This is a genomic window from Pseudomonas sp. RIT-To-2 (genome assembly GCF_029623465.1).
Lineage (GTDB): Bacteria > Pseudomonadota > Gammaproteobacteria > Pseudomonadales > Pseudomonadaceae > Aquipseudomonas > Aquipseudomonas silvicola.
This window is the reverse complement of record NZ_JAPYKM010000017.1, coordinates 97,441-123,598: the sequence shown is the minus strand read 5'-3', so window position 1 is coordinate 123,598 and position 26,158 is coordinate 97,441. Positions and strand designations below refer to the sequence as shown.

The following is a 26,158-nucleotide window of genomic DNA, read 5'->3' as shown; positions in this document are numbered from 1 at the left end:
AGGCGCAGGAGGCGGCGCGAGCGGCGGCGGAGCAACAGGCGCAGGAGGCGGCGCGAGCGGCGGCAGAGCAACAGGCGCAGGAGGCGGTGCGAGCGGCGGCGGAGCAACAGGCGCAGGAGGCGGCGCGAGCGGCGGCGGAGCAACAAGCCCCAGAACCGGCGGGCGTACCAGTAAAACAGGTTGTTCCTGGAAACACCTACATATACGGCGTTGCAGCAGGGCTTCCCGCATTAGCTCAAGCAGGTGCACGTCAGATGTTGTTGCCTGCTGCCTCCAGCGCCGCGTTACAAGGAGCTATTAGAGCAGCGGTAGGGGCAATGGTAGCTGGTACCGGCACCGTCCTGTCTGTATTGGGCTCCCCGGTAGTAGTGGTGGGAGTGGTGGTTGGAGTAGTCGTGGTGACAGCGGCAGTCCTAGTCGCGAAGCACGAACGTTCCTTGTCCATCAGTACACTTTTATCTGATGTCATGCCCATTGAGAGTCTCGACTTACAGCGTGTTAGCGCTGCAGGGGGGGTGATCGAGTTGCCCTACACCCTTGTCACTGATTGGGTCGGGGATAGAGCGCGCGTTTCCATTGTTAAACCGGATGGCCATGTTGTTCCCAGCACTGCGAAGGTTTGGGCTGCGCAATTCGACGCAGCTAATAATGCCTTCTCGGTGAAAATGGACTCACCCTCCCGTATTTTCATGTTTACACCGATTGCACCGCCTGGTGGTGATATTCCTTCATTCACTTCGACGCCTGGCGAACATCCTGTTGAGAGTCCGAATTATGAAGGTGTGACCCTTGACCCTGTTGTGGTCGATATAGAGCGACTCCCCTTACACCAACTGGAGGGTACGCAAAATATTATCCTGGTTTTCCCAAAGGATTCTGGGCTGCCGCCGTTGTTGGTTGTTTTTAGCAAGCCATACGGTGATACGGATACTGTGGGCACCTATAGTGGTCGCGCCTATCATTCCGACAAGACCGGTGGTGCCATTGCAAAACTTAGTTGGCAAGATGCCAGCGTCGATGCAGAAGGTATTGGTTTGGTTAAGCTTCATACTGGAAGGTTTGGTAAAAGTGCAGACAATGAGGTCATGATTCGAAGGTTGGAGGACATACTTGCGGGTCGCTTAGAAACTTCGGATATTGATAAAAAGTATTACACGCATGAAATTAGAGAGCTTGAAAGATATCGGGTTTTAGGGGTGCCAGATGGTGTTAAGCCAGCGGCGGCTTCTGGGATTTGGAATAGTGCTCATGCAGCTACTTTGGAAGACTTCAGGTTGCGTGATGATACGACTCAGTTTTATACTGCGGAAGCTATTGATGCTCTAAATCTTCAGATGAATAAGGAGTTCAACTATGAGTAGATTAGCCTATTTAGATTTATTCACTCCCGAGGAAATAACCCGGGTGCTCGCGGGTGCTGAGAATGGTATTGATTATCCGCATCTTGACCGACTATTAACGCAAGTTCGCTTGCCAAAGTTGGGAGTGGTCGAGGTCATGAAGTTACTGGATGATATGGTCGACGCGGAGGTCATAGTTTATTCTGGAACCCTTGGGCGTTATGTTAAAGGCGCAAAGTGGACGCCAGTGGATACCTCAAGGGCAAAAAAATCAAAACCTCCAAGTGACTTGCCTGAGCCTTGATGACGTCTAGGTAAAATCGCTAACGCGAGTGGCTGATGTCCAGTGTGTCAAACCCCAGCCGCGGGCGGCTGGGGTTTGCTTAAATTTTAGGAGGTTTCTACGTAATCGATATGATAAATAGCTCGCGGCATGTCCAGTTTTTAGTCTCGATTAGCTTGGATGCAGCAAGCTGATTTAGGGGCGGCGGAACCGCGTAAAACTCAAAATGCTGTCTGATGAGTAATACTGATTATGAAGTTGGTAGGCGGTTTGGGATACTCGCTTTTATCTGTCAAGCAGGCAGGCGCGGGCGAAGGTTGAGAGTTAGGTAGCGCGGTCTGCCTGACCCCACGCTCCACCTCGTTCTCGACCTGCCGCCCAGCGCCACAAGTACAAGCATCGGCATCCTATCCCCTCGTTATGGAACCAAGCTCGTTGGTCTCCATGATCAGTTCGTCGTCCCTCCACATTGTTCTCGGCCCGGCAAGCGCTCACGTCATGGCGGTTGAGTTTCTGTCGGCGTGGGAAGTAGCTGACATTGTAGGAAACTTCAACAGATATAGTTTAGTGGTTCCTACGTCCTACTCGGATTAGACCCTCTTCCGTATCGGAGTCGTCGCGCATACAAATGGTTTAATCAAGACCATTATTATTCCAGGAGTGTCAGTGCCGCAGCGCTATACAAGAGTGGAAGAAGGTGCCGGGCCGTCCGAAGTATGGTAGGCCTGCTGAACAAGCTGAACAGGCACGTCGAGAACTCTAGGCGTTGGCGGAAAAAATGAGGGCTGGTCACATGACGGTTTCCATAATTGATTACATTAATGGACTGGGTAAACGATGGGGCGTGCTTGCGGAAAATGGCACCTTAACTAATCAGCGCCCCGTTGGGCTTTATTCGGGCGCACAGGTGCTTTGCCTCTATCCTGTTACCGGCGTGGCGCTGGAATTCGACCTCGATGACGAGATTCTTCAACGGGTTCATGTGATTACGCAGGCGTCTGAATTAAGGGGGCTTTCCTATCAAGGGACGCTGCCAAGTAACCTGGAAGGTGTTTGTAATAAAGCCGAGGTCAGGGCCAGTTTGGGAAAGCCTGTGGAGGCGGTAGGCCCGGTGCAACTTCCAAAGCCGGTAGGCATGGTGGGTGGATGGGACGGGTTTAATTACGTAATGAAAGACGGTGAAGTGATATCCCTGATGGTGCGATACACATTGAGTGATGTGTTGAGTCCATCACCTTTGAGAAGGGGCGTGCCTTACAGTATTAACTACTGTGCGTGTTCGGGGCTTTTGGTTTTATGAGCATTCCAATGGCCACATCTTGCAATGAGGTGGCTGGCCCCATAGTGCCAAATAGCTAGTTAGCGGCAAGCGCTCAGACGTGACTTGCGGCACTAACGGTGCATGTCTGGTGCTTTAAAGTACGAGTATTGCGAGAGTCGCTTTTGCCTGTCAAGCGTCCAGCAGTTGCCGAAGGAAAAACAAAAGGGGTACGAATGATGAATTTCAAGGCAATTGTGGATGGCTTGTCGCCTGAGGAAGTCGTTAGATTTTTGGCGGGTTTGAAAACTGGGATGGACTACCCGCATATTGATCGGATGCTGACGTGGCATCGTAGTCCAAAGTTAGGTAATGTCGAAGTCTTGAGATTAGTGAAGGGGTTAGTAGACCGAGGTGTGATACAGCACGATTCGACTGGTGCTCGATATGTTAAAGGTGTGAATTGGACTCCCGTGGATATCTCTCGGTTCAGCGAATCTGGCGATGCGGGGTCGGCGCCAAATCTCATTGACTAGCGCTTTGATGCAATAACTTAGTTCAAGGTTGGTCGAGGTTTGGTTCCGCCATCTTGATGGATTAGTCAATCCTCCTCGCCCCCTGACTCACTTTTGTGCGGTCTTGGGGGTTTTAGTTTCATTGCCACAGAAGGTGATGGTGCGTACACCTGCCTCGATGCTGACGTCTGTCGGGGTGTCCTGTGTGCGCAGCCGAGGAAGAACTTTTTAGTAACGTCAGGTTGGGCCACTGCCGCGTCCGGTTGAAGGCGGTATAAACTGCAAGAAATTGATCGCCGAGTGCCCGCGCCACTTTGGGTGCGTCTGCCACCCAATGAAAACGCCGCTATCGCGTCACTTGCGGATAGCGGCGTCGAATGCAGCAAAGCATCAGGTTAGAAGATCACTCCCCCACCTTCTCCTTCCACTCCCCATTCCCTGGCAGCAGCAGGTTCAACGCAATCGCTACAACCGCGCACAGCGCGATCCCTTTCAGCCCGAAGTCGTGCGGGCCGGTGCCGGTGCCGATCAGCACCCCACCAATACCAAACACCAGTGTCACCGAGATGATCACCAGGTTACGGGCTTCGCTGAGGTCGATCTTGTGGCGGATCAGGGTGTTCATGCCCACGGCGGCGATGGAGCCGAACAGCAGGCACAGGATGCCGCCCATCACCGGCACCGGGATGCTTTGCAGCAGGGCGCCGAACTTGCCGATGAACGCCAGGCTTATGGCGAAGATCGCGGCCCAGGTCATGATTTTCGGGTTGTAGGCTTTGGTCAGCATCACCGCGCCAGTGACTTCGGCGTAGGTGGTGTTGGGCGGGCCGCCGAACAGGCCGGCGGCGGTGGTGGCGATGCCATCACCCAGCAGGGTGCGGTGCAGCCCTGGGGTTTTCAGGTAGTCGCGGCCGGTCACGGTGCCCACGGCGATGACACCGCCGATGTGCTCGATGGCCGGTGCCAGTGCCACGGGCACGATGAACAGGATGGCTTGCCAGTTGAACGCCGGCGCAGTGAAGTGTGGCAGTGCCAGCCACGGGGCGGCGGCGATCTTGACGGTGTCGACCACGCCGAAGGCGAATGACAGGGCGAAGCCCACCAGCACGCCAGCGATGATCGGCACCAGGCGGAAGATGCCCTTGCCGAATACCGCGACGATCAAGGTGGTGAGCAGCGCTGGCATGGAGATGAACATGGCGGTGCTGTACGGCAGCAGTTCGGTGCCGTCACCGGCCTTGCCCATGGCCATGTTGGCCGCGATCGGCGCCATGGCCAGGCCGATGGAGATCACCACCGGGCCGATCACCACGGGAGGCAGCAGCTTGTCGATGAAACCGGTGCCCTTGATCTTCACGGCCAGGCCCAGGAACGTATAGACGAACCCGGCGGCCATCACCCCGCCCATGGTCTCGGCCAGGCCGAACTGGCCCTTGGCGAGGATGATGGGAGTGATGAAGGCGAAGCTCGATGCCAGGAACACCGGTACCTTGCGGCCGGTGACGATCTGGAACAGCAGGGTGCCCAGGCCGGCAGTGAACAGCGCGACGTTGGGGTCCAGGCCGGTGATCAGCGGCATCAGCACCAGGGCGCCGAAGGCCACGAAGAGCATTTGCGCGCCGGACAGTACCTGGCGCCAGAGCGGGTCGTTGAACTCGTCGACCATGCTCAGGCGTCCTTCTGCTTGGTGCCGAAGATCTTGTCGCCGGCATCGCCCAGGCCAGGGATGATGTAGCCGTGTTCGTTCAGGCGCTCATCGACCGAGGCGGTGTAGATCTGTACATCCGGGTGGGCCTTCTCGACCACGGCAATGCCTTCGGGGGCAGCGACCAGGACCATGGCGCGAATGTCCTTGCAGCCGGCTTTCTTCAGCAGGTCGATAGTGGCGACCATGGAACCGCCGGTGGCCAGCATCGGGTCGATGATCATGGCCAGGCGCTCGTCGATCTCGGGCACCAGTTTTTCCAGGTAGGTGTGGGCTTCCAGGGTTTCCTCGTTGCGGGCCACGCCCACGGCGCTGACCTTGGCACCCGGGATCAGGCTGAGCACGCCGTCGAGCATGCCGATACCGGCGCGCAGGATCGGCACCACGGTGATCTTTTTACCGGCGATTTTCTCGACCTGGACGGTACCGCACCAGCCTTCGATGTCGTAGGTTTCCAGCGGCAGGTCCTTGGTGGCTTCATAGGTCAACAACGCGCCGACTTCCTGGGCGAGCTCGCGAAAGTTCTTGGTGCTGATGTCGGCACGGCGCATCAGGCCGAGCTTGTGGCGGATCAGCGGGTGGCGAATCTCGAGGATTGGCATGGGGAAAGACTCCGGGCGGGCAAAAAAATCGCGCTAGATTAATCTATTCAGGTGGCACTGTCGTGCAGACATACTGGACGTTAGTCCAGAAAAGCTTGATCTGTACCGAGCGGATGCGTACCTTTGCCCGCTTTTCTCAGACCACCCCCCCTTTGGAGAGCGTCATGTCCGCTGATCTCGAGCATATCCGTCAAGTCATGGACGAAGCCGACTGCCTGTACACCGAAGCAGAAGTCGAGGCGGCCATCGTCCGTGTGGGCGCACAGATCACGGCCGAGATGGCCGACAGCAACCCGGTGGTCTTCTGCGTGATGAACGGTGGCCTGATCTTCGCTGGCAAACTGCTCACCCAGTTGCGTTTCCCGCTGGAAGCCAGCTACCTGCACGCCACCCGTTACCGCAATGAAACCAGCGGCGGCGACCTGTTCTGGAAAGCCAAGCCGGAAGTGTCGTTCATAGACCGCGACGTGCTGATCATCGATGACATCCTCGACGAAGGCCACACCCTGAGCGCCATCATCGACTTCTGCAAGCATGCCGGCGCCCGTGCCGTGCACACCGCCGTGCTGATCGACAAGGAACACGACCGCAAGGCCAGCCCGGGCCTTAAGGCCACCTATTCGGGCCTGCCGTGCATCGACCGCTACATCTTCGGTTATGGCATGGATTACAAAGGTTACTGGCGCAATGCGGCCGGGATCTATGCCGTGAAAGGCATGTAATACCGCATCGGCCGGTTTCTTCTAGCGGCGGCTGCCACGCCGAGTCCGACGCCCTCCGGCGGCTGGGACGCGGCTTGGCGGCCACTGCTACACAGAGAGGTGGCTCCCGGATGTATCTGCTAGAGTGCTGAGCTGCCCTTCAGGAGCTCGCCCATGCGTTTGATGATCGCCGCACTTGTCCTGCTTACCAGCCTTCCCCTGGCCGCCGCGCCGCTGCATTCCCAGTTCCTGCCGCCCGATGACCTGGGCCTGCGCAAGGAGCAACCCGAGCAACAGCAACTGCTGCAAGTGACTGACTATTCGGTGGTGGTGGGCAACCAGCGCCAGTCCAATCAGCAACCCATTCCGGTGACGTCCTCGCTACTGGTGCGCCTCAAGGGCAAGCCGCTGAACAAGGGCGCGACCATCGCCCAGGTGTTGCTGACCTTCGATGCCGAGAGCAAAAGCCTGAAGAAGCCCGCGTTCGACGAGGCCAGCAAGACCCTGACCCTCAACTACCCGTTGGGCCAGTACCGCACCATTGTCGACCTGTTGCGCAATGACACGGTGTATGTGCAATTCCTCAGCTACCCCAACGGCCACATCTGGGCCGACCTGCACACCGGCGCCGAACGCGCGCGTTGAGCCGTCAGGCCGGCGGGGGTAAACTCGCGCTCTTTGTGGGAGCTGGCCGGCGGGCGCTCCCACCCCCATAGCAGCGAAGTTGGAGTGGGCAATGCGTAAAGACAAGAAGCAGCTGATTGGTGATGAAATCGGCGACGAGCAGGTCAAGTTGTTCCTGGAGTTCGAACCGGTCGACGCCACTTCGCCGTCGCTGCACAAGCTGATCAAGGCCTACCGTGGGCTGCGCGTCGATGACTTCGAGCGTTTCGTGGGCTTCTTCGTCGAGGCCGGCTATGACCTGAACGGCAAGGACGAGCACGGCAATGACTTCATCGCCCTGATCCGTGACCAGCGCAACGCGCCGGAATACATCGAGATCATCGAGAAAGCCCGCGGCTGATTTGCCCCCGGCCATGAAAAAACGCCCCGAGGGGCGTTTTTTCATGGCCAGCGCCTACACGATCAAGCGTAGTGTTCGGCGGCGGTGTTGGCGGGCGCCAATTCCAGCGCTGCGTCACTCTGCGCGCTTACCCGGCGGTACAGCGCCGCGTCGGTTTCCAGGGCCTTTTCACGGGCCGGGAAGATTTCCTTGAGCTTGGTGGTCCAGGCTTCGGAGCGATACTGCTCGGGAAAGCAGCGCTCGATCAGGTCCAGCATGATCGACACGGTGACCGAGGCGCCAGGGGATGCGCCCAGCAGGGCCGCCAGCGAACCATCGGCCGCCGATACCAGCTCGGTGCCGAACTGCAGCACGCCGCCTTTTTTCGGGTCTTTCTTGATGATCTGCACCCGTTGGCCGGCCACTTCCAGGCGCCAGTCCTCGGCCTTGGCCTCGGGGTAAAAGCGGCGCAGGGATTCCAGGCGCTGCTCCATGGACTGCATCACTTCGCTCATCAGGTACTTGGTGAGGTCCATGTTGTCCCGCGCCACGGCCAGCATCGGGCCGATGTTGCCGGCACGCACGGACTTGGGCAGGTCCAGGAACGAACCGTGCTTGAGGAACTTGGTGGTGAAGCCGGCGTAGGGGCCGAACAGCAGGGACGTCTTGCCGTCTACCACGCGGGTGTCCAGGTGCGGCACGGACATGGGCGGCGAGCCCACGGCGGCCTGGCTGTAGACCTTGGCCTGGTGGTGCTTGACCACCTCAGGGTTGTCGCAGCGCAGCCACTGGCCGCTGACCGGGAAGCCGCCGAAGCCCTTGCCTTCCTCGATGCCCGACTGCTGCAGCAGCGGCAAGGCCGCGCCGCCGGCGCCCAGGAAAACGAACCTGGCGTCGACTTTACGGCTGTTGCCGCTGTTGACGTCCTTGATGGTCACGGTCCAGCCGCTGCCGTTGCGGGTCAGGTCGGTAACGCGCTTGCAGTACTTGACCTGGGCGTCGGCACCGCTGGCCAGGTGCTTGAGCAGCTTGTTGGTGAGGGCCCCGAAATTGACGTCGGTACCGTGCATGACACGGGTGGCGGCGATGTGCTGGTCGGCCGGGCGGCCAGGCATCATCAGCGGCATCCACTCGTTCATCTTCGCCTTGTCTTCGGTGTACTCCATGGTTTCGAAGGCATGGTGCTGCTTGAGCATCTCATAGCGCTTCTTCAGGAAGTCGATACCCTTGTCGCCTTCGACGTAGCTCAGGTGCGGCACCGGGTTGATGAAGGCACGAGCCGAGCCGAAAGTGCCTTTCTTCGCCAGGTAGGCCCAGAACTGCTTGGACACCTCGAACTGGGCGTTGATGTGCACGGCTTTCTTGATGTCGACCGAACCGTCCTTGGCCTGCGGCGTGTAGTTCAGCTCGCAGAGGCCGGCGTGGCCGGTACCGGCGTTGTTCCACGGGTTGGAGCTTTCCGCGGCACCGGAGTCCATCAGCTCGACGACTTCCAGCTTGATCGTGGGGTCCAGCTCTTTGAGCAGTACTGCCAGGGTGGCACTCATGATGCCGGCCCCTACCAATACCACGTCGACTGCTTCGTTATGCGCCATTAACGCGTCTCCAAAATCTTCAGCACCAAATTGACAGCACGGCTCCCGGTACACCATCAGCAGGCCAGGAATGCCATGTCCGACTTTTCGCAAAATTCGCAAGCTCGCGCGGACGCTACCAACCGGTCCAACAAGTCCCTATGAACTCATTTCAAGGGCCGGCAGGCAATTCGACTTAGGTCAAGGCGCCCGCGTTGCAGTTCAATCGACCTCAGGCTCCTGACTGGCAGGCGCGGCAGTGCCGACCGTACGGTGCTGAACCGGACGTTGTTGATGCATGTACAGATGCAAAACTGTTCATTTGCTCGCCACACTCTTGTGAAGTTGTGAAAACCGTTTTTTTCACGCTCTTTTGGAGTCGTGAACCTCAAAAAGGCTGCCATGAAGACGCGGGCAGCGGCAGGTCCAGCGAAGGGCGAAGTGCCGAAAACGCGGGCACACCGGCTTCGAATGGCCTGTGTGGGCGGCTCTCTGTGGGCATTGGGTGGGCTGGATGCAGGGCATCAGCGGCGTTGCGGGGCCCGATCAGGAGACGTCCTTATAATCGGGGGGAGATTATAACGATGAAACGCGCAGAAAAGATCCTTATTCCTGGAGTTTTCTTGCCATGGGCGTCAAGCGGCACCGCCGTGACCGATTATCGCACCCTTCCTGCCGTTTCAGGCCGCGCTTGAACGCTGGTTCCCGGCATGCGCCGCCCGTTATACTGCCGCACTATCAATGCCTATTCTGGAGAGATGAGCATGTTGCAACGCCTGTTGTTCGGTTTGATCGCTGTGACCACCCTGACGTTGGCCGGTTGTGCCAACAGTCCGCAGCAACTCAGCCCGCAACCCGTGCTGACTTCGCAATTGGCTCCTGTCGGCCAGGGCCAGCAAGTGGTGGTGCGTGTGGTGGACGGCCGTCCGTCGCCGGTGCTGGGCACCCGTGGCGGCCTGTACCCTGAAACCAGCTCGGTGACTGTCCAGGCCAACGACATCATTCCCAAGCTGCAAGCCCAGGCTGAAGCCGCCGTGCGCCTGCTGGGCTATACGCCTTCGGCCAATGCGGGCGGTGCGCCAGTGCTGACCGTGACCCTGGCCAGCCTGAGCTACCAGTCGCCCAAGGAAGGCATGTACGTGACCGAGGCCACCATTGGCGCCAACTTCAAGGCTGACGTGAACAACAACGGCCGCCACTACGCGGGTGCCTACGGTGCTTCGCTGAACCAGCGTTTCGGCATGGCGCCGAACGTCGACACCAACACCAAGCTGGTCAGCGATGTGCTGAGCGACGCGCTGACCCGGGTATTCAAGGACCCGAGCATCGGCCGTACCCTGAGCAACTGATCCCTGAGCAAAAAGCCCGCGCTCCCTCATGGGGGGCGCGGGCTTTTTCATGGCCGCGGTTCAGGCGGCTTCCACATAGAACTCCAGGAAACTGATGCCGGTGTCGGCATCCAGTTCGGGCCCGTCATCGTGGGCGCAGCCGGCCAGGGCGCAGTACACCAGCCAGTGGCGGTCGTGAACGTTGAAAGACAAGCCATTGATCAGAGCTTCCTGCTCGTCACTCGGGGGGATCAGGTAAAGGCGGTCCTGGTTCTGTGCATGCAACATGACAAGCTCCATGTCGTGGGCGAGGGTGCACAGAGTGACCGGTTCTGATGACGGCCGTATGACGCCCACAGCTGTCGCGAGGGGCCGTGGCCGCGGCATGCATGACACGGCCAGGACCGCTGCTTGTCAGAGTGGTAGGCCGGCCTTCACGCGGTATTGGTTGCGCACAGGCGTGGCGTACTGCAGCACCAGGTAGGGCCGCTGCTCCACCGGGCAGGCTTCCAGACGGCGCGCCCATTCGGCGCGGGCCTTTTCCAGCTCTTCGGCGCCGAATACTTCGCTGGCGGCAGGTACCGCCAGGCTCGCATCGGCATCAGCCCACTGCGCGTAGGCCAGGTAATGCGCCGGGAACAGGCGGTAGCCGGCCAGGATCTGCCGGTCGATCTCGGCCGCCAGTTGCTTGGTGTCCTCGAACGCCTGGCTCACCGGCGGGGCGAAGTTGATGTGCACCCGGCCTTTATAGCCAGTGATGCCCTGGGCGATGCTGATGTCGTCCTCGCCGGGGGCCTTGGTGTAGCTGCCCGTGGTGGCGCGGGTGTACAGCTCGCGAGCCTTGGCCAGGTCGCAGGGGTCGTACTCGTAGCTGATCGACACCGGGGTCAGGTTCAGTGACTGGATCACCTCGCCGAACGCCTCGTCCTTGCGGCTCATGTGGAACATCTTGAGGATGGCCGAGTCGGTGCGGTCATCACCGTCCTTGGCGCGGCCTTCGGCCTGGGCGATCCAGATCGACTGGCAGTCGTTGCGGATCGAGTGGTTGATGTAGGCCGACAGCAATTGATAGGCGGCCAGCTTCTCGCGCCGACCACTGAGCGAACGGTGCACGATGAAGCTTTTGTTCAGGCGCATCAGGTCGCTGACGAAGGGCTTCTGCAGCAGGTTGTCGCCAATGGCGATGCGCGGCGTGGGCAACCCGGCGTGGTACACGGCGTAGTTGACGAAGGCCGGGTCCATCACGATGTCGCGGTGGTTGGCCAGGAACAGGTAGGCGCTGCCGGACTTGAATTGCTCGACGCCCGTGTAGGTCACACCGTCGGTGGCACGGTCGATGGTGTGGTCGACGTAGACTTCGACCTTGTCCTGCAGCGTGGCCACGCTCTGGATGCCGGCGAACTCTTTGCGCAGCCGATGAGCTATAAGTGGTTTGAGCAGCCAGCCGAATGCACCGGCCATGCGCGGAAAGCGGAAGTGGGTGAGGATATCGAGGAACGCCGGGTCGCTCAGCAGGCGTGCCAGAACGGCAGGGACCTCGGCGTCGTCGTACGGTCGGATGGCATCGAATTCGCCCATCATGCTCTCTTGTTGGAAACGGCTAGGGTAATAAGGTAAGGGTCTAGCGATAGCCCTTCAAATAGACCGGCGATTATACGCACAAGTCACCACGGGGAGACGGCCATGCTGTTTCAGGAAAGTGAAGACATCGAATGCCCATACTGTGGTGAAACGATTCCGGTGTTATTGGACCTGTCCGGCGGCGATCAGGAGTACATTGAAGATTGTTCGGTATGCTGCAAGCCGATCCGTTTCGTCTTGCAGGTGCACGACGATGAATGGATGCTGGATGTGAAAGGCGAGAACGATTGATGCAGAGAATCTACGACCCGGAGAGCCTGCTGGAAGCCGAAATGCTCATCGGCATGCTGGACAGCGAAGGCGTGGCGGCTCACCTGGTGGGGCGCGATCTGGTGGGCGGCATCGGTGACCTGCCAGCCATCGGCCTGCTGGGCCTGACCGTGGCCAATGACCAGGCCGATTACGCACGCCAGCTCATCGCCGCGTACAATGCCGCCTTGCCGCTGCCGGGCGAAGAACCGGAAAGTTTCCAGGGCGTGCTGGTCTGTTGAGCCATGCGCCCGTCATCTGAAGAGCTTTTGCCCCATGTGTGGACGTTATGCGCTGTTTCGCTGGTCGCCGTCTTTTGCCGCGCTGCCAGGCTTTCCTGCCGGCCAGCAGGCGCAATGGAATATTTCCCCCGGTGACTCGGTGCTGATCCAGCGTCACCTGGAGGGCCGCTTGCAGCTCGATCGCGCGCGCTGGGGGCTGACCCCACCGTGGTTGACCGACCTGTCGCGTACCCCTGCCCATGCCCGTGCCGAGACGGTGGCCGAACAGCCGATGTTTCGCGAGGCCCTGCGGTTGCGGCGTTGCCTGCTGCCGGCGAATGGTTTCTATGAATGGCGGGGCAATGTGCGCAAGCGGCCGTTCTGGCTGACGCCGGGGGAGGGTAGTTCGCTGTTCTTCGCGGCGGTATGGGAAGCCTACCCGGTGCAGGAGCAGGTGTGGCTGAGCACCGCGGTGGTCACCCAGCCGGCCATGAATCAGCGTCGCCCGCTGATCCTCGATGCGGCCGGCCAGCAAGCCTGGCTGGACCCTGAGACACCGTTGCCGGTGTTGCAGTCCTTGCTGGCCAGCAACCCTGTCGCGTTGCGCGAAAGGCCGCTGGCCAACCTGGTCAATGACCCGAAGCTCAATGCCCCGGAATGCCTGACCCCGGCATGACCCAACGCCCGTAGCCGCGGACCCGGCGCGTCGAGTGCGCCGCGCAGTAACAGGCACAGCGCAGGTGTCCCGACGCGGCCAGGTCCGCTGCTACGGCGCGGTCAGCCTACCCAGCCGCTGACCTGCATGGCCTTGTAAACGGCCACCACCGCCAGCACGAAGAACGCCGTGGCCGCCAGGCGACGAATCAGGGTCAACGGCAGTTTCTCGGCGGCGAAGTTGCCCGCCAGTACCACCGGCACGTTGGCCAGCAGCATGCCCAGGGTGGTACCCAGGATCACCAGCAGCAGGTGCGGGTATTGCGCCGCCAGCATCACCGTCGCCACTTGGGTCTTGTCACCGATTTCCGCCAGGAAAAAGGCGATCAGGGTGGTCAGGAACGGGCCGAATTTGCGCTTGGTGCTGGCTTCGTCGTCATCCATCTTGTCGGGCACCAGGGTCCACAATGCCGTCGCCGTGAAGCTTGCGGCCAGGATCCAGTGCAACGTCGCATCGGAAAAGAAACTGCCAAACCAGGCCCCCACCGCACCAGCGGCAGCGTGGTTGGCGAGCGTGGCGGCGATGATACCGGCGATGATTGGCCAGGGCTTGCGGAAGCGAGCGGCGAGGATCAGCGCGAGCAGTTGGGTCTTGTCGCCGATTTCCGCCAGGGCAACGATCGCGGTAGGGACAAGAAGTGATTCCAGCATCAGGGTTTCCTATGGGGGCGGGTCGACACGGCTATGACACGTACAGCCTCCCCGCCCCGGGTAAGGTGTGCGTGTCATAGGTCTTGTCAAACCCTGAGCCCGTCTGATGCGGACTGTGGGTCGCATGCGCCATGGTCTGTGGACCAAGTATGTTGACGCATGCCATGCGAGCAAGTGGCTCGGCGGGAGACTACTCCCCTAGGACGGAGCGGATTCTGCCTAGGGTTTTTCGTTTGGGCAAGCGAAGTTTTTCAGCCACGTTTGGCTCGGTAGATTCTGAAACCCTGCCCCTCGGCGCGTACCGCGCACACGCCCAGATGCTCTTCGATCAATGGCTGGTAGCGCAGGAAGCTGTTGGCGACGATTCGTAGTTCGCCACCTTTTCTCAGGTGCTTCGCCGCTTTTCGCAGCAGGTTTTCCGAAGCCTGATAGTTGGTGTGCACCCCCGTATGGAAGGGTGGGTTGCTGACAATGGCATCCAGATGAAGGGGCGCGGCGTCAATCCCGTCGCCGGTGATGACGTCGGCTTCCAGACCATTCGCCTCAAGGGTCATGCGACTGCTTGCCGCGGCAAAAGCGTCCACGTCAAGCAATGTCAGCTGGCTTTGAGGGTAGCGGCGCTTGAGGCTGGCACCCACTACCCCAGCACCGCAACCGAAGTCCAGGACCTGGCCGCCGGGCAGGCCGTCCAGGTGTTCCAGCAGCAATGCGGTGCCACGGTCCAGGCGGCCATGGCTGAACACGCCCGGCAGGCTGATGACGGTCAACGGGCCGTCGGCCAGGGCCAGTTCGTAGCGCTGGGCCAGGCTCGCCAGGGGCACGGCGGCAGGGGCGGAATCGACCGTGACCTGCCACAGCTGGCAATGGCGGGCGCTATCGAGTTTGCGCGGCTTGCCCAGGGTGTGCAGTTGCTTGGCCGCGCCCTCGATGCCGCCGCGTTTTTCGCCTACCAGGTACAGGTTCTTGCCCGCCAAACGCGAGGCCAGGGCATTGAGCAGGTAGTTGGCCAGCTCTCGGGACTTCGGCAGGAAGATCACCGCGGCGTCGAAATCCGCCTGTGGCGCTTCGGTGCCGAAGTGGCTGCGTTCACCAAAACGAGCCGCCAGGGCCTGCTGGTCCCCCGCATGCCAGCACCAACCCTGGGCTTCGGGCAATGTGCCCAGCAGGTCGTCGGCGGGCAGGCCTGCCAGCAGCAGGCGGCCCTGGAACAAGTCGGCCTGGCGAAGCAGCACTTCACTGCGCGGGTCCATGGTGGGGGCTCCTGGTCAAAAAAGCGCCCATTCTACCAGAGCCTCCGGCCCTCAGTTGACCTGGCGTACCGGCGTGCCGTTGAAATGCCCCTGGGCGTTCTCGGCCACCTGGGCGACGATGCGCTGGCGCGCCTCGCGGCTGCCCCAGGCACTGTGGGGCGTGACGATCAGGCGCGGAATGTCACCGGCCAGCAGCGGGTTACCGTTCACGGGGGGCTCGACGCTGAGCACATCGGTGGCCGCGCCGCCCAGGTGCCCGGCCCGCAACGCGTCGGCCAATGCCTGCTCATCCACCATGCCGCCGCGGGCGGTGTTGACCAGGAAGGCACCTGGTTTGAGCAACGCCAGTTCAGCGGCGCCGATCATGTTGCGGGTGCTGTCATTGAGCGGGCAGTGCAGGGTCAGGGCATCGACCTGGGGTAGCAACTGCGCCAGCGGGATACGATCTTCTCGCGGCGGCCTGCCGGGGACCTGGCCCAGCAGCACGCGCATGCCGAAGGCTTCGGCCAGGCGCGCCACCGCGCCGCCCAGCTCGCCATGGCCCAGCAGGCCCAGGGTCTTGCCTTCCAGCTCGACGATGGGAAAATCCAGCAGGCAGAACTGGCTGGAGCGCTGCCATTGGCCGGCGGCGATGGCTTTCTGGTAATCCGCCAGGCGCGTGGCCAGGGCCAGCAACAGCATCAAGGTGTGCTGGGCCACCGACGGTGTGCCGTAACCCTGGCAATTGCACACGGCGATACCGCGGGCGCGGGCGGCGGCCAGGTCGACGTTATTGGTGCCGGTGGCGGTGATCAGAATCAGTTGCAGCTGCGGGCAGGCGGCGATGGTGTCGGCGTCGACCACCACCTTGTTGGTGATGATGACCTGGGTATCGCGGCAGCGCTCGATCACTTGCTGCGCGGTGGTGGAGGCGTGCAGGTCCAGGGGGCTGAAGGCCTGGTGCAGCGGGCCAAGGTCGAGGTCACCCAGGTCCAGTGAGCTGTAATCGAGAAACACGGCGCGGCGCGGATCGGTCATCGGGGCAGACTCCTTGTGATTGGCGAAAAAGCCTACATGAAATTTGGGCGTGTGGGCGTCCTTCCGGCTTTCCTGGCCCGCCTCCATGCCCTGCACCAGGTGCGCGGGGTCCCCGGTTTCACTGCCGGTGCTACATTGGGTGCACCGGGCCGTGGTCCGTCAGTTGGCGCGCGCGCTTTGTCGTCTTTCAGGATTACACCATGAACAAGCAGTCTTCGAACTCCCCGGCCTACCCCGACCTGTTGAGTGAGGTCCGCGCCTTTCGCGCCGCCCACCCGCAGGTGCGTTACGTCGACCTGATCGCCCTGGACATTCCCGGGCATTTCTACGGCAAGCGTTACCCGGTCGAGATGCTCGAGAAAGTGGCCGCTGGCAGCCCCCTCAAACTGCCGCAGAACTGCGTCTTGCTCGGCGCCCAGGGTGGGCTGCACCCCATTGGCGACTACTGCTTCAACGATGGCGACCCGGACGCGCCACGGCGCTTGATACCTGGCACGCTCAAACCCGTGCGCTGGGAAGGCCAGCCGCTGGGGCAAATGCTGATCAGTTCGGACGGTACCGCCGCGCCCATCGAATTCGAGCCGCGTGAAGTGCTGGCGCGGGTGCTGGAGCGGCTGGCGCGGCGCGGCATCCGGCCGGTGGTGGCCTTCGAACTGGAGTTCTACCTGTTCGACCGCACGCTGGACAAAGGCCTGCCGCAGTTTCCCCGGGATGGTCTGAGCGGCGATGAAGATGACCAGCCCAACATGCACATCGAGCGCTTGTCACGTTTTTCCCCGGTGCTGCACGAAATGGTCGAGGCCGCCAATGAGCAGGGCGTGGAAGCCAACGTGATTACCGCGGAATTGGGCCCTGGCCAGTTCGAGATCAATTTTGCCCATTGCGACGACGGCCTGCGCGCTGCCGACTGGGCAGCACTGTTCTGCCGCAGTACCCGCGGCGTGGCGCTCAAGCACGGCCACCGCGCCAGTTTCATGAGCAAGCCCTACCTGAATGCCCCGGGCAGCGGCATGCATGTGCATGTCAGCCTGTACGACGAAGCCGGCCACAACGTTCTGGCCGCCGACGATCAGCGGCCGCTGCGCCACGCCGTCGCGGGCTGCCTGGCGTTGCTGCCCCACTGCATGCCGATCTTTGCCCCCAACCACAACGCGTTTCGCCGCTACGGGGCGATGGTCAACGCGGCCAGCCGTGCCAGCTGGGGGTTCGAGGACCGTGACGCCTGCATCCGAATTCCCGAGTCCGACCCGCGCAATTTGCGCATCGAACACCGCTTGGCCGGAGCCGATGCCAATCCTTACCTGGTGCTGGCGGCTATCCTGAGCGGTATGGAGCACGGCCTGGACACTGGCCTTGAGCCCATCGCCCCGCTCAACGAAAACCGCCACAGTGGCATCGACTTCCCCAAGGACATGCTCGAGGCCGTGCGGCACATGCAAGGCGACCCCGCGGTGCGCCAGGGGTTGGGTAGCGAGTTCGTGATGGTCTATTGCGAGAACAAGCGCCATGACCACCTGGCGTTCCTCGATGAAATCAGCGCCCGGGAGTATCGCTGGTTCCTCTGAACCTGAGCCTGCCGGGCTGGGCGAGCAGAAGCAACCCACACACCCCGCGCAGCTTTGGTAAGGTAAGCGTCTTGTAACTGCCAATGACAATGCCCTGGGAGGCGCCCATGTACTGGACGGAGTTCTTGACCGTTGCCCTGATTCACCTGCTCGCCGTGGCCAGCCCCGGCCCCGACTTTGCCGTGGTAGTGCGCGAAAGCGTGGCCCATGGCCGTCGCGCCGGCACATGGACCGCCTTGGGCGTGGGCACGGCCATTTTCCTGCATGTCGGGTATTCGCTGCTGGGCATCGGCCTGATCGTTTCCCAGTCCATCGTGCTGTTCAACGCCCTGAAATGGCTGGCCGCGGCTTACCTGCTGTACATCGGCTTCAAGGCCATTCGCGCCAGGCCAGCGGCGGCCGGCGCTGAAACCTTGAAGGCTGAACCGGTTGAGCGCACAGCCAAAGGTGCCTATGTGGCCGGTTTCATGACCAATGGCCTCAACCCCAAGGCCACGCTGTTCTTTTTGTCGCTGTTCACGGTGGTCATCAACCCGCACACGCCGCTGTGGGTACAGGCCAGTTATGGCCTATATCTGGCGTTCGCCACCGCCGCCTGGTTCTGCCTGGTGGCCATGCTGTTCAGCCAACACCGCGTGCGCGCGGGCTTTGCGCGCATGGGGCACTGGTTCGATCGCACCATGGGCGCCGTGCTGATCGCGTTGGGCGTAAAGATCGCTTTCACGGAAATGCATTGAGGATCAAAGGGTAACGGGGCTGGCAACATCGCAAATCATTTGTCCGATGAATGCTCTGCGCCAGAGGGTCTAAAGTGTGAAAGTATTTGCCATGCTTTTGCACTCATCAAAGGGATCCTCATGATGCAGACTCGCGTTATTCCGCCGGCCGAAGGTGCGTATCAATACCCTCTGTTGATCAAGCGGCTGCTGCTGTCGGGCAGCCGTTACGAGAAAACCCGCGAGATCGTCTACCGGGATCAGCTGCGCTACACCTATCCCACCCTGTCCGAGCGTATCGCGCGTCTGGCCAATGTGCTGACCGAGGCCGGGGTCAAGGCGGGAGATACCGTGGCAGTGATGGACTGGGACAGCCATCGCTACCTGGAAGCGATGTTTGCCATTCCAATGATTGGCGCGGTGGTGCACACGGTCAACGTCAGGCTTTCCCCGGAACAGATCCTGTTCACCATGAACCACGCCGACGACAAGCTGGTGCTGGTCAACAGCGATTTCGTCGGCCTGTACCAGGCCATCGCCCCGCACCTGACCACCGTCGAGAAGACCTTGCTGCTGACTGACGGGCCGCAGAAAACCGCGGAACTGCCCAACCTGGTGGGCGAGTATGAGCAATTGCTGGCCGCCGCCAGCCCTGCCTATGATTTCCCTGATTTCGACGAAAACTCCGTCGCCACCACTTTCTACACCACCGGTACTACCGGCAACCCCAAGGGGGTGTATTTCACCCACCGCCAACTGGTGCTGCACACCCTGAGCCTGGCCACTGTCACCGGCAGTGTCGACAGCACCCGCTTCATGGGCACCAATGACGTCTACATGCCCATCACCCCCATGTTCCATGTGCATGCCTGGGGTGTGCCCTATGTCGCCACCATGCTGGGCATCAAGCAGGTCTACCCAGGGCGCTACGAGCCGGACATGCTGGTGCAACTGTGGAAAACCGAGAAGGTTTCGTTCTCCCACTGCGTGCCGACCATCCTGCAGATGCTGCTCAACTGCAAGAACTCCCAAGGGGTGGATTTCAAGGGCTGGAAGATCATCATTGGCGGCAGTTCGCTGAACCGCGCCCTGTATGAGGCGGCCAAGGGTCACGGCATCCAGCTGACAGCCGCCTACGGCATGTCCGAGACCTGCCCGCTGATTTCCGCCGCCCACATCAACGAAGAGCTGCTGGCAGGCCTGGAGGACGACCGCACCACCTACCGCATCAAGGCCGGCGTGCCCGTGCCGCTGGTGGAGCCTGCGATCATCGACGCGGAGGGCAACTTCCTGCCCGCTGACGGTGAAACCCAGGGCGAACTGGTACTGCGCGCCCCGTGGTTGACCATGGGTTATTACCGCGAACCGGAGAAGGGCGCGGAACTGTGGAAGGGCGGTTGGTTGCACACCGGCGACGTGGCGACGCTGGACGGCAATGGCGCGATCGATATCCGCGACCGCATCAAGGACGTGATCAAGACCGGGGGCGAGTGGGTGTCGTCACTGGAGCTGGAAGACCTGGTCAGCCGCCATGCGGCCGTGCGCGAAGTGGCAGTGGTGGGCATCCCCGATGCCCAGTGGGGCGAGCGGCCTTTTGCCCTGCTGGTGGCACGCGAAGGGCAGAGCGTCGACGCACGGGGTATCAAGGCGCACCTGCAGCCATTTGTCGAGTTGGGCCATATCAACAAGTGGGCCATTCCGAGCCAGATCGCCGTCGTGAGCGAGATTCCCAAGACCAGCGTCGGCAAGCTCGACAAAAAGAAAATCCGCCTCGACATTGCCCAATGGCAGGCCGAGAACAGCAGCGTGCTGTCCAGCTTGTGACGCTCGGCTACAGCCTGCGCCCCTGAGGCCTACAGGTCAGGGGCGCGAGGCTGACATACGGCCGGGGGCGGCCAACCCTAGAGTGCATTTCTTTGCCAGGCAAAGGAATGCACATGACTCTTCAAACCACTCATCCCGCTCAGGCATTGCGCATTGGGCTGTTCTTCGACGGTACCGGCAACAATGCCGCCAACGCCCCCTTCGACGACGTCGCGGCGATGGAAAAAGGTGGCAGCCATGCATCGGCACTGACCAACGTCTACAAGCTGTATCAGCTCTATGGGGGCCCCCAGGGTAACGGCACGCTGGCCATTTATGTCCCAGGCATCGGCACCGAGGCGGGTGCAACCGATAGCCTGGTGGGCAGTGCCCTGGGCCGTGGGCGCACCGGGGTGCTCGCGCGGGTCGACTACGCGATTGCACGGGTACGCGAAGCCTTGATGGCCAACGGCGGGCAAGCCCCGATGACGGTCGACCTGTTCGGCTTCAGCCGCGGCGCGGCGGCGGCACGGCATTGCGCCAACCAGCTGCTGCGCCTGCCGGGCGTGCAGGTCGGCTTCATCGGTCTGTTCGACACCGTGGCTGCCGTGGCGGGCGCGGTCAAGCTGGATCTGGCCCTGGACCCCGCGCACTTCCCGCAGGTTGTGCACCTGGTGGCCCGGGACGAGCGACGGCGCAATTTTGCCTTGGCCCAGGTTCACCCCTTCCACACCGAAATCGAGTTGCCGGGAGCGCATGCGGACATAGGCGGCGGCTACCTGGGCCAGATGCGCGAGCAGGTGCTGGTCTGGCCGATGCAGGCCCTGACGGTGGCCAAGGGCGCCAAGGTGGAGACCACCTCCATCTACCAGCACGCCGAACAGGAACGGCAACTGTGGTTGGCCAGAGGCTGGCCTGGGGCGTGGCTGAAGATCGTGACCCCGGCCCCGACCCTGGTGATGGAGCGCACGCCGGTTCCACAGCAGCAGGTGTACGCCGCCCTGCAACTGGAACGGGACGTTCGCGGCGAGCTGTCGCGGGTCTACCTGCAGGTCATGCACGGATTGGCGCTGGCCCGAGGGGTACCGATGCTGCCGGTACCCGCCACCGGGGATTGCGCCCTGCCGGCCGAGCTTGAGCCACTGTGCCAACGGTTCCTGCAAGGCGATTACCGCGTCAGCCCCGAGGAGGACAGCCGTCTGCGGCTGGGATACATCCATGTGTCGGCCCACTGGACACCGCCTGAAGGGCTGCAGGGCAGCCAGCCACGGCTTGGCAGCCGGGTGCTGTACATCAACGCGCCGGCTGCCGATGGCGTGCGGGAACGCTATCGTTGCTGAGGCGCTTGCCATGGCACCGGCCGAGGCTCGAGAGTCGGCATCGCACAGCCACCGAGCGCGCGCGGTATTCCTTCCCCGAGCTTTGCCCGGTCCCGTAGCGGGCGCGCCTGCGTTTGCACGGGTCGCATTGGCGTGCCATTCGCACGACAATGGTGCCATTCATGATTGTTCAGGAGCTGATTCGATGACGGCGACCCCCACCCTCATCCGTGAAACCTTCCCCGTCGGCCCGCTGCAGTGCAACTGCACCATCATCGGCGACCCGGTCAGCAAGAAGGCCATCGTGGTCGACCCTGGCGGCAACCCCGAGCAGATTCTGGCGCGCCTGGAGGCCCATGGTCTCAAGGTGGTGAGCATCATCCATACCCATGCCCACCTCGACCACTTCCTGGCCTCTGGCAAGCTCAAGGAACTGACCGGTGCGACCCTGCACTTGCACAAGGAAGACCAGTTCCTGTGGGACAACCTGGAAATGCAGTGCCAGATGTTCGGCGTGCCTTACACGCCGGTGCCGCCGCCGGACCGCTGGCTGGCCGACGATGAAGAGCTGGCCTGTGGCTGTGGCGTGGCGCTGCACACGCCAGGGCACACCCCAGGGTCGATGAGTTTCTGGTTCGCCGAGGCCAAGTTGCTGGTGGCAGGCGACACGCTGTTTCGGCGGGGCATTGGCCGCACGGATTTGTGGGGTGGCGATCAGCGGACTATCGTTCGTTCTATCAAGGAACGGTTGTACCGCCTGGATGAAGACGCCACGGTGGTGACCGGCCATGGTCCGGACACTCGCCTGGGTGATGAGATGCGTGAAAATCCATTCGTTCGTAACTGAATGTATCTTCACTGAATTTCTGGCCGCGACGAGGTCTAATCGTCGCAGCAGTCCGTTCGCCAACAGCCGCTGCTTCACAACTGTAAGTACAGGAGTTTCCTGAATGTCGCGTCGTCTGATTATCGCCGCCACTGCCGTTGCCCTGCTGGCCGGCTGTGCGTCACAAAACCCCTATGACAACCAGGGCCAGGGCTCTGGTGTGAACAAGACCGCCACCTACGGTGGCCTGGGCGCCCTGGCGGGTGCCGTGGCTGGTGCCGCCATCGACCACAACAACCGTGGCAAGGGCGCGCTGATCGGCGCGGCACTGGGCGGTGCCGGCGGTGCCGGTTATGGCTACTACGCCGACAAGCAGGAAAAGGCCCTGCGTGCGTCGATGGCCAACACCGGTGTGCAGGTGCAGCGCGAGGGTGACCAGATCAAGCTGATCATGCCGGGCAACATCACCTTCGCTACCGACTCGTCAGCCATCGCACCCAGCTTCTACAGCCCGCTGAACAACCTGGCCGGCTCGTTCAAGCAGTACAACCAGAACCTGATCGAGATCGTCGGCTACACCGACAGCACCGGTAGCCGCCAGCACAACATGGACCTGTCCCAGGCCCGTGCGCAGAGCGTGGCCACCTACCTGACTTCCCAGGGCGTGGACCCGTCCCATGTATCGGTACGCGGTGCCGGTCCTGACCAGCCGATCGCCTCGAACGCCGACGCCAATGGCCGGGCCCAGAACCGCCGCGTGGAGGTGAACCTCAAGCCGTTGCCGGGTGCCACCTACCAGCAACAGCAGTAAGCACCCCGGCTCTGCAGCGGCCACGGCCGCTGCAGGTCAGCCTTTCATGTGGTCGAGCAGGCTATCCTTGGCCACCCACAGCTCGTTGACCCACTGCTGAAACTGCGCCCGATACTGCACGTCCTGGTCATAGCTGCGGCCAATGAACGCCGCCGGTATGGCAACCTCTTCGAACTGCACCACCACCTTGCGCACGCGCCCGCACAGCAGGTCCCAGAACCCTGGGCGGCCGTCGGGATAGTTGAGCGTCACGTTGACGATCGACTCCAGTTGCTCGCCCATGGCATCCAGCACAAAGGCAATGCCGCCGGCCTTGGGCTTGAGCAGGTGGCGGAAAGGCGACTGCTGCTGCGCGTGCTTGGCCGGGGTGAAGCGCGTGCCCTCGGCGAAGTTGAAGATGGCCGTGGGTTTGCCAGCGAATTTCGCGCAGGTGCGGCGGGTGGTTTCCAGGTCCTTGCCCTGTTTTTCGGGGTGCTTGGCCAGGTAGGCCTTGGAGTAGCGCTTCATGAAGGGGAACCCCAGGGCCCACCACGCCAGGCCGATCACCGGTACCCAGATCAGCTCCTGCTTGAGGAAGAATTTCAGCGGGCGGATGCGGCGGTTGAGCACGTACTGCAAGGCCAGGATATCGACCCAGCTCTGATGGTTGCTGGTCACCAGGTACGAGTGCTGGTAATCCAGGCCCTCGAGCCCCGAGACCTGCCAACGGGTACCCGTGAGCAGCTTCATCCAGCCTTTGTTCAATGTGATCCAGAGCTCGTGAATATGCCGCAGCAGCTCGTCACAGACCTTCTGCGCGGCGGGGAAGGGCAGGCACAGCTTGAACAGGCTGACGATGAACAGCGGGGTGCAACACAGTACGGTATTGCACGCCAACAGCAGCGAAGCGGTCACGCCTCGCAGTGGCGGTAAAAAGTCCTTCATGGGGTTTCCTGGTTGGCCACGCTTCGGTGAGCCTGAATGGCGGTGAGGGCGATGGTGTAGACGATATCGTCGACCTGGGCGCCACGGGGCAGGTCATTGACCGGTTTGCGCAGACCCTGCAGCATCGGGCCCAGGCTGACGCAGTCGGCGCTGCGCTGCACGGCCTTGTGGGTAGTGTTGCCGGTGTTGAGGTCGGGGAACACGAACACCGTGGCACGGCCGGCCACTTCACTGTCGGGCGCCAGTTGCCGGGCGATGGTTTCGTTGGCGGCGGCATCATACTGCAGCGGCCCGTCGATCAGCAGGCCCCGTTGGCTTTCGCGGGCCAGCTGGGTTGCCTCGCGCACCTTCTCCACGTCTTCGCCGCTGGCCGAATTACCGCTGGAATAGCTGATCATCGCCACCCGCGCCGGTATGCCGAACGCCTCGGCGGAGTCAGCGCTCTGGAGGGCGATTTCCGCCAGTTCCTCGGCGCTGGGGTGCGGGTTCATCACGCAGTCGCCGTATACCAGCACCTGGTCGGGAAACAGCATGAAGAACACCGACGACACCAGGCTGCAACCCGGTGCGGTCTTGATCAGTTGCAGGGCCGGGCGAATGGTATTGGCGGTGGAGTGCACCAGCCCCGAGACAAGGCCGTCGACCTCGTCCAGGGCCAGCATCACGGTACCGATCACTACCGGGTCTTCCAGTTGCTGCTCGGCCATGGGGGCGTTCAGGCTCTTGCTCTTGCGCAAGGCCACCATGGGTTCCACGTAGCGCTCGCGGATGACCTCCGGGTCCAGGATTTCCAGGCCTTCGGGCAACACGATGCCCTGGGCGCTGGCTACCGCATGGACGTCCTCGGGCTTGGCCAGCAATACGCAGCGGGCGATACCCCGCGCCTGGCAGATGGCTGCGGCCTGCACGGTCATGGGCTCGGCGCCTTCGGGCAGCACGATACGCTTGTTGGCTTGCTGGGCGCGCTGAATCAGCTGGTAGCGGAACACCGCTGGCGACAGGCGTAATTCGCGCGGTGAGCCACAGCGCTGGTGCAGCCAGTGCGCGTCCAGGTGGCTGGCGACGAAGTCAGTGATGATTTCCGCGCGCTCGCGGTCATCAATGGGAATTTCATTGTTCAGCTGGTTCAAGCGCGTGGCGGTGTCATAGGAACCGGTGCTCACCGACAGCACTGGCAGCCCGGCCTGCAGGGCGCCACGGCACAGCTCCATCAGGCGCGGGTCGGGCACCGTGTCGCTGGTCAGCAGCAGGCCGGCCAAGGGCACGCCGTTCAGGGCCGCCAGGCTCACGGCCAGAATGATGTCGTCGCGGTCGCCCGGGGTCACCACCAGCACGCCCGGCTTGAGCAGTTGCAGGGTGTTGAGCACGGTACGCGCGCAGATGATGATCTTCGACATGCGCCGGGTTTCGTAGTCCCCGGCGTTGATGACCTGCGCGCCCAGCAACTCGGCCACGTCACGGGTGCGCGGCGCGTTGAGGTCGGCTTGGTAGGGAATGCAGCCCAGCAGGCGGAAGTCGCCGCCACGCAGCAGCGGGGAGTGTTCCTTCAAGCGCGCGGCGAAGGTTTCCAGGCTCTCGTCGGTACGCACCTTGTTGAGGATCACGCCCAGCACCTTGGGGTCGCGCGGGCCGCCGAACAACTGTGCCTGCAACTCCACGCGGCCGGACAGCTCGGCCAGCACTTCGGTCTCGCTGGCCGCCGACACCAGGATCACATCGGCGTCCATGCTCTTGGCCAGGTGCTGGTTGACCCGCGCGGCGTAGCTGGCGTGGCGGGTGGGCACCATGCCTTCGACGATCAGCACGTCCTTGCCCACCGCAGCCTGCTGGTACAGGGTGATGATCTCTTCCAGCAACTCATCGAGCTGGCCGTCGCCGAGCATGCGCTCCACGTGTGCCAGGCCCAGCGGCTTGGGCGGGTTGAGGCCGTGGGTACGGGCCATCAGTTCGGTGGAGCGTTCCGGCCCGGTGTCGCCGGGGTGCGGCTGGGCAATGGGCTTGAAGAAACCCACGGTCAGGCCGGCACGCTCCAGGGTGCGCACCAGGCCCAGGCTGATGGAGGTAAGGCCGACGCCGAAATCAGTTGGCGCGATAAAAAATGTCTGCATGCGAGCTTCCCGAAGTGAGCACTGCAAGGGCCTC

At 61.9% G+C, this 26,158-nt stretch carries 26 protein-coding genes and 1 riboswitch; of the genes, 16 read left to right on the top strand and 10 right to left on the bottom strand.

The genetic code is table 11. The annotated features are described in order from the left end of the window. From QBK88_RS17110 to QBK88_RS17100, 3 genes are all read left to right on the top strand, one after another. Window positions 1–1,361: S-type pyocin domain-containing protein (locus QBK88_RS17110; RefSeq protein ID WP_277962962.1), on the top strand; the 1,361-nt coding region annotated here is incomplete at its 5' end. Beyond that, window positions 1,354–1,644, top strand: coding sequence for a hypothetical protein (locus QBK88_RS17105; RefSeq protein ID WP_277962961.1), 291 nt, complete (start codon window positions 1,354–1,356; stop codon window positions 1,642–1,644). The genes QBK88_RS17110 and QBK88_RS17105, both read left to right, overlap by 8 nt. A gap of 772 nt (window positions 1,645–2,416) precedes the next feature. Then, window positions 2,417–2,923, top strand: a complete 507-nt coding sequence (locus QBK88_RS17100; RefSeq protein ID WP_277962960.1) for a DUF6392 family protein — start codon at window positions 2,417–2,419, stop codon at window positions 2,921–2,923. Window positions 2,924–3,799: 876 nt separating this feature from the next. Here QBK88_RS17100 and QBK88_RS17095 read toward each other — a convergent pair. Beyond that, a complete protein-coding gene (locus tag QBK88_RS17095; RefSeq protein ID WP_158158373.1) occupies window positions 3,800–5,062 on the bottom strand; it encodes a uracil-xanthine permease family protein in 1,263 nt (420 codons plus the stop codon). Between the two features lie 2 nt (window positions 5,063–5,064). After that, window positions 5,065–5,703 (bottom strand): uracil phosphoribosyltransferase, encoded by a 639-nt coding sequence (gene upp / locus QBK88_RS17090; RefSeq protein WP_158158374.1) that lies wholly within the window; start codon window positions 5,701–5,703, stop codon window positions 5,065–5,067. Between the two features lie 164 nt (window positions 5,704–5,867). Here upp and QBK88_RS17085 point away from each other — a divergent pair, with 164 nt between their 5' ends. The 3 genes from QBK88_RS17085 to QBK88_RS17075 all read left to right on the top strand — a co-directional run bounded on the left by QBK88_RS17085 (window position 5,868) and on the right by QBK88_RS17075 (window position 7,428). Then, the gene (locus QBK88_RS17085; protein WP_268145495.1) at window positions 5,868–6,425 is read left to right on the top strand and encodes a hypoxanthine-guanine phosphoribosyltransferase; all 558 of its coding nucleotides are present in this window, start codon (window positions 5,868–5,870) and stop codon (window positions 6,423–6,425) included. Between the two features lie 153 nt (window positions 6,426–6,578). Next, complete coding sequence (locus QBK88_RS17080; RefSeq protein ID WP_277962959.1) at window positions 6,579–7,049, top strand: hypothetical protein; 471 nt, start codon at window positions 6,579–6,581, stop codon at window positions 7,047–7,049. A 91-nt stretch (window positions 7,050–7,140) separates the two neighbouring features. Continuing rightward, window positions 7,141–7,428: a PA4642 family protein gene (locus QBK88_RS17075; RefSeq protein ID WP_158153598.1), complete on the top strand. Its 288-nt coding sequence runs from the start codon at window positions 7,141–7,143 to the stop codon at window positions 7,426–7,428. Window positions 7,429–7,490: 62 nt separating this feature from the next. Here QBK88_RS17075 and mqo read toward each other — a convergent pair whose 3' ends face one another. Continuing rightward, window positions 7,491–9,002, bottom strand: a complete 1,512-nt coding sequence (mqo, locus tag QBK88_RS17070) for a malate dehydrogenase (quinone) (RefSeq protein ID WP_277962958.1) — start codon at window positions 9,000–9,002, stop codon at window positions 7,491–7,493. A gap of 743 nt (window positions 9,003–9,745) precedes the next feature. Here mqo and QBK88_RS17065 point away from each other — a divergent pair. Next, complete coding sequence (locus QBK88_RS17065; protein ID WP_277962957.1) at window positions 9,746–10,330, top strand: YajG family lipoprotein; 585 nt, start codon at window positions 9,746–9,748, stop codon at window positions 10,328–10,330. Between the two features lie 60 nt (window positions 10,331–10,390). Here QBK88_RS17065 and QBK88_RS17060 read toward each other — a convergent pair whose 3' ends face one another. Beyond that, the gene (locus QBK88_RS17060; protein ID WP_268145486.1) at window positions 10,391–10,597 is read right to left on the bottom strand and encodes a hypothetical protein; all 207 of its coding nucleotides are present in this window, start codon (window positions 10,595–10,597) and stop codon (window positions 10,391–10,393) included. A gap of 126 nt (window positions 10,598–10,723) precedes the next feature. Then, window positions 10,724–11,890 (bottom strand): 1-acyl-sn-glycerol-3-phosphate acyltransferase, encoded by a 1,167-nt coding sequence (locus QBK88_RS17055; protein ID WP_268145483.1) that lies wholly within the window; start codon window positions 11,888–11,890, stop codon window positions 10,724–10,726. 102 nt (window positions 11,891–11,992) lie between these two features. Here QBK88_RS17055 and QBK88_RS17050 point away from each other — a divergent pair, with 102 nt between their 5' ends. From QBK88_RS17050 to QBK88_RS17040, 3 genes are read left to right on the top strand one after another with little or no spacing between them, the layout of a single operon-like run. After that, window positions 11,993–12,181, top strand: coding sequence for a CPXCG motif-containing cysteine-rich protein (locus tag QBK88_RS17050; RefSeq protein WP_268145481.1), 189 nt, complete (start codon window positions 11,993–11,995; stop codon window positions 12,179–12,181). Beyond that, the gene (locus tag QBK88_RS17045; protein ID WP_158153604.1) at window positions 12,181–12,441 is read left to right on the top strand and encodes a putative signal transducing protein; all 261 of its coding nucleotides are present in this window, start codon (window positions 12,181–12,183) and stop codon (window positions 12,439–12,441) included. Before QBK88_RS17050 ends, QBK88_RS17045 begins: the two co-directional genes overlap by 1 nt. A 34-nt stretch (window positions 12,442–12,475) precedes the next feature. Beyond that, a complete protein-coding gene (locus QBK88_RS17040; RefSeq protein ID WP_268145478.1) occupies window positions 12,476–13,096 on the top strand; it encodes an SOS response-associated peptidase in 621 nt (206 codons plus the stop codon). A gap of 101 nt (window positions 13,097–13,197) precedes the next feature. On the opposite strand, the gene QBK88_RS17035 is transcribed toward QBK88_RS17040, so the two are convergent. From QBK88_RS17035 to QBK88_RS17025, 3 genes are all read right to left on the bottom strand, one after another. Then, window positions 13,198–13,785, bottom strand: a complete 588-nt coding sequence (locus QBK88_RS17035) for a TMEM165/GDT1 family protein (RefSeq protein WP_268145477.1) — start codon at window positions 13,783–13,785, stop codon at window positions 13,198–13,200. A gap of 88 nt (window positions 13,786–13,873) precedes the next feature. Further along, window positions 13,874–13,997: riboswitch (yybP-ykoY riboswitch) on the bottom strand. Window positions 13,998–14,036: 39 nt separating this feature from the next. Further along, window positions 14,037–15,035 (bottom strand): class I SAM-dependent methyltransferase, encoded by a 999-nt coding sequence (locus QBK88_RS17030; RefSeq protein ID WP_277962956.1) that lies wholly within the window; start codon window positions 15,033–15,035, stop codon window positions 14,037–14,039. Window positions 15,036–15,086: 51 nt separating this feature from the next. After that, window positions 15,087–16,052, bottom strand: coding sequence for a 2-hydroxyacid dehydrogenase (locus QBK88_RS17025; RefSeq protein WP_277962955.1), 966 nt, complete (start codon window positions 16,050–16,052; stop codon window positions 15,087–15,089). Window positions 16,053–16,252: 200 nt separating this feature from the next. Between QBK88_RS17025 and QBK88_RS17020 the strand changes: the two genes are divergently transcribed. From QBK88_RS17020 to QBK88_RS16995, 6 genes are all read left to right on the top strand, one after another. Beyond that, a complete protein-coding gene (locus QBK88_RS17020) occupies window positions 16,253–17,617 on the top strand; it encodes a glutamine synthetase family protein (protein WP_277962954.1) in 1,365 nt (454 codons plus the stop codon). A gap of 107 nt (window positions 17,618–17,724) precedes the next feature. Continuing rightward, window positions 17,725–18,354: a LysE family translocator gene (locus QBK88_RS17015; protein WP_268145469.1), complete on the top strand. Its 630-nt coding sequence runs from the start codon at window positions 17,725–17,727 to the stop codon at window positions 18,352–18,354. Between the two features lie 120 nt (window positions 18,355–18,474). Continuing rightward, complete coding sequence (locus QBK88_RS17010) at window positions 18,475–20,157, top strand: fatty acid--CoA ligase (protein WP_277962953.1); 1,683 nt, start codon at window positions 18,475–18,477, stop codon at window positions 20,155–20,157. 113 nt (window positions 20,158–20,270) lie between these two features. Next, window positions 20,271–21,476: a T6SS phospholipase effector Tle1-like catalytic domain-containing protein gene (locus QBK88_RS17005; RefSeq protein WP_277962952.1), complete on the top strand. Its 1,206-nt coding sequence runs from the start codon at window positions 20,271–20,273 to the stop codon at window positions 21,474–21,476. A 184-nt stretch (window positions 21,477–21,660) separates the two neighbouring features. Then, window positions 21,661–22,302 (top strand): MBL fold metallo-hydrolase, encoded by a 642-nt coding sequence (locus QBK88_RS17000; RefSeq protein WP_268145463.1) that lies wholly within the window; start codon window positions 21,661–21,663, stop codon window positions 22,300–22,302. 103 nt (window positions 22,303–22,405) lie between these two features. Further along, window positions 22,406–23,092: an OmpA family protein gene (locus tag QBK88_RS16995; RefSeq protein ID WP_268145461.1), complete on the top strand. Its 687-nt coding sequence runs from the start codon at window positions 22,406–22,408 to the stop codon at window positions 23,090–23,092. Window positions 23,093–23,128: 36 nt separating this feature from the next. On the opposite strand, the gene QBK88_RS16990 is transcribed toward QBK88_RS16995, so the two are convergent. Further along, entirely contained in the window at window positions 23,129–24,016 is an 888-nt protein-coding gene (locus QBK88_RS16990; RefSeq protein WP_277962951.1) for an acyltransferase, read from the bottom strand. Beyond that, the gene (pta, locus tag QBK88_RS16985) at window positions 24,013–26,124 is read right to left on the bottom strand and encodes a phosphate acetyltransferase (protein WP_277962950.1); all 2,112 of its coding nucleotides are present in this window, start codon (window positions 26,122–26,124) and stop codon (window positions 24,013–24,015) included. The genes QBK88_RS16990 and pta overlap by 4 nt, the downstream gene beginning before the upstream one ends. Window positions 26,125–26,158 lie beyond the last annotated feature (34 nt).

Excerpts from the sequence above, each read along its gene's own strand:
- QBK88_RS17105 (WP_277962961.1), top strand. The coding sequence starts at position 1,354 with ATGAGTAGATTAGCCTATTTAGATTTATTCACTCCCGAGGAAATAACC.
- QBK88_RS17100 (WP_277962960.1), top strand. The coding sequence starts at position 2,417 with ATGACGGTTTCCATAATTGATTACATTAATGGACTGGGTAAACGATGG.
- QBK88_RS17095 (WP_158158373.1), bottom strand. The coding sequence starts at position 5,062 with ATGGTCGACGAGTTCAACGACCCGCTCTGGCGCCAGGTACTGTCCGGC.
- upp (WP_158158374.1), bottom strand. The coding sequence starts at position 5,703 with ATGCCAATCCTCGAGATTCGCCACCCGCTGATCCGCCACAAGCTCGGC.
- QBK88_RS17085 (WP_268145495.1), top strand. The coding sequence starts at position 5,868 with ATGTCCGCTGATCTCGAGCATATCCGTCAAGTCATGGACGAAGCCGAC.
- QBK88_RS17080 (WP_277962959.1), top strand. The coding sequence starts at position 6,579 with ATGCGTTTGATGATCGCCGCACTTGTCCTGCTTACCAGCCTTCCCCTG.
- QBK88_RS17075 (WP_158153598.1), top strand. The coding sequence starts at position 7,141 with ATGCGTAAAGACAAGAAGCAGCTGATTGGTGATGAAATCGGCGACGAG.
- mqo (WP_277962958.1), bottom strand. The coding sequence starts at position 9,002 with ATGGCGCATAACGAAGCAGTCGACGTGGTATTGGTAGGGGCCGGCATC.
- QBK88_RS17065 (WP_277962957.1), top strand. The coding sequence starts at position 9,746 with ATGTTGCAACGCCTGTTGTTCGGTTTGATCGCTGTGACCACCCTGACG.
- QBK88_RS17060 (WP_268145486.1), bottom strand. The coding sequence starts at position 10,597 with ATGTTGCATGCACAGAACCAGGACCGCCTTTACCTGATCCCCCCGAGT.
- QBK88_RS17055 (WP_268145483.1), bottom strand. The coding sequence starts at position 11,890 with ATGATGGGCGAATTCGATGCCATCCGACCGTACGACGACGCCGAGGTC.
- QBK88_RS17050 (WP_268145481.1), top strand. The coding sequence starts at position 11,993 with ATGCTGTTTCAGGAAAGTGAAGACATCGAATGCCCATACTGTGGTGAA.
- QBK88_RS17045 (WP_158153604.1), top strand. The coding sequence starts at position 12,181 with ATGCAGAGAATCTACGACCCGGAGAGCCTGCTGGAAGCCGAAATGCTC.
- QBK88_RS17040 (WP_268145478.1), top strand. The coding sequence starts at position 12,476 with ATGTGTGGACGTTATGCGCTGTTTCGCTGGTCGCCGTCTTTTGCCGCG.
- QBK88_RS17035 (WP_268145477.1), bottom strand. The coding sequence starts at position 13,785 with ATGCTGGAATCACTTCTTGTCCCTACCGCGATCGTTGCCCTGGCGGAA.
- QBK88_RS17030 (WP_277962956.1), bottom strand. The coding sequence starts at position 15,035 with ATGGACCCGCGCAGTGAAGTGCTGCTTCGCCAGGCCGACTTGTTCCAG.
- QBK88_RS17025 (WP_277962955.1), bottom strand. The coding sequence starts at position 16,052 with ATGACCGATCCGCGCCGCGCCGTGTTTCTCGATTACAGCTCACTGGAC.
- QBK88_RS17020 (WP_277962954.1), top strand. The coding sequence starts at position 16,253 with ATGAACAAGCAGTCTTCGAACTCCCCGGCCTACCCCGACCTGTTGAGT.
- QBK88_RS17015 (WP_268145469.1), top strand. The coding sequence starts at position 17,725 with ATGTACTGGACGGAGTTCTTGACCGTTGCCCTGATTCACCTGCTCGCC.
- QBK88_RS17010 (WP_277962953.1), top strand. The coding sequence starts at position 18,475 with ATGATGCAGACTCGCGTTATTCCGCCGGCCGAAGGTGCGTATCAATAC.
- QBK88_RS17005 (WP_277962952.1), top strand. The coding sequence starts at position 20,271 with ATGACTCTTCAAACCACTCATCCCGCTCAGGCATTGCGCATTGGGCTG.
- QBK88_RS17000 (WP_268145463.1), top strand. The coding sequence starts at position 21,661 with ATGACGGCGACCCCCACCCTCATCCGTGAAACCTTCCCCGTCGGCCCG.
- QBK88_RS16995 (WP_268145461.1), top strand. The coding sequence starts at position 22,406 with ATGTCGCGTCGTCTGATTATCGCCGCCACTGCCGTTGCCCTGCTGGCC.
- QBK88_RS16990 (WP_277962951.1), bottom strand. The coding sequence starts at position 24,016 with ATGAAGGACTTTTTACCGCCACTGCGAGGCGTGACCGCTTCGCTGCTG.
- pta (WP_277962950.1), bottom strand. The coding sequence starts at position 26,124 with ATGCAGACATTTTTTATCGCGCCAACTGATTTCGGCGTCGGCCTTACC.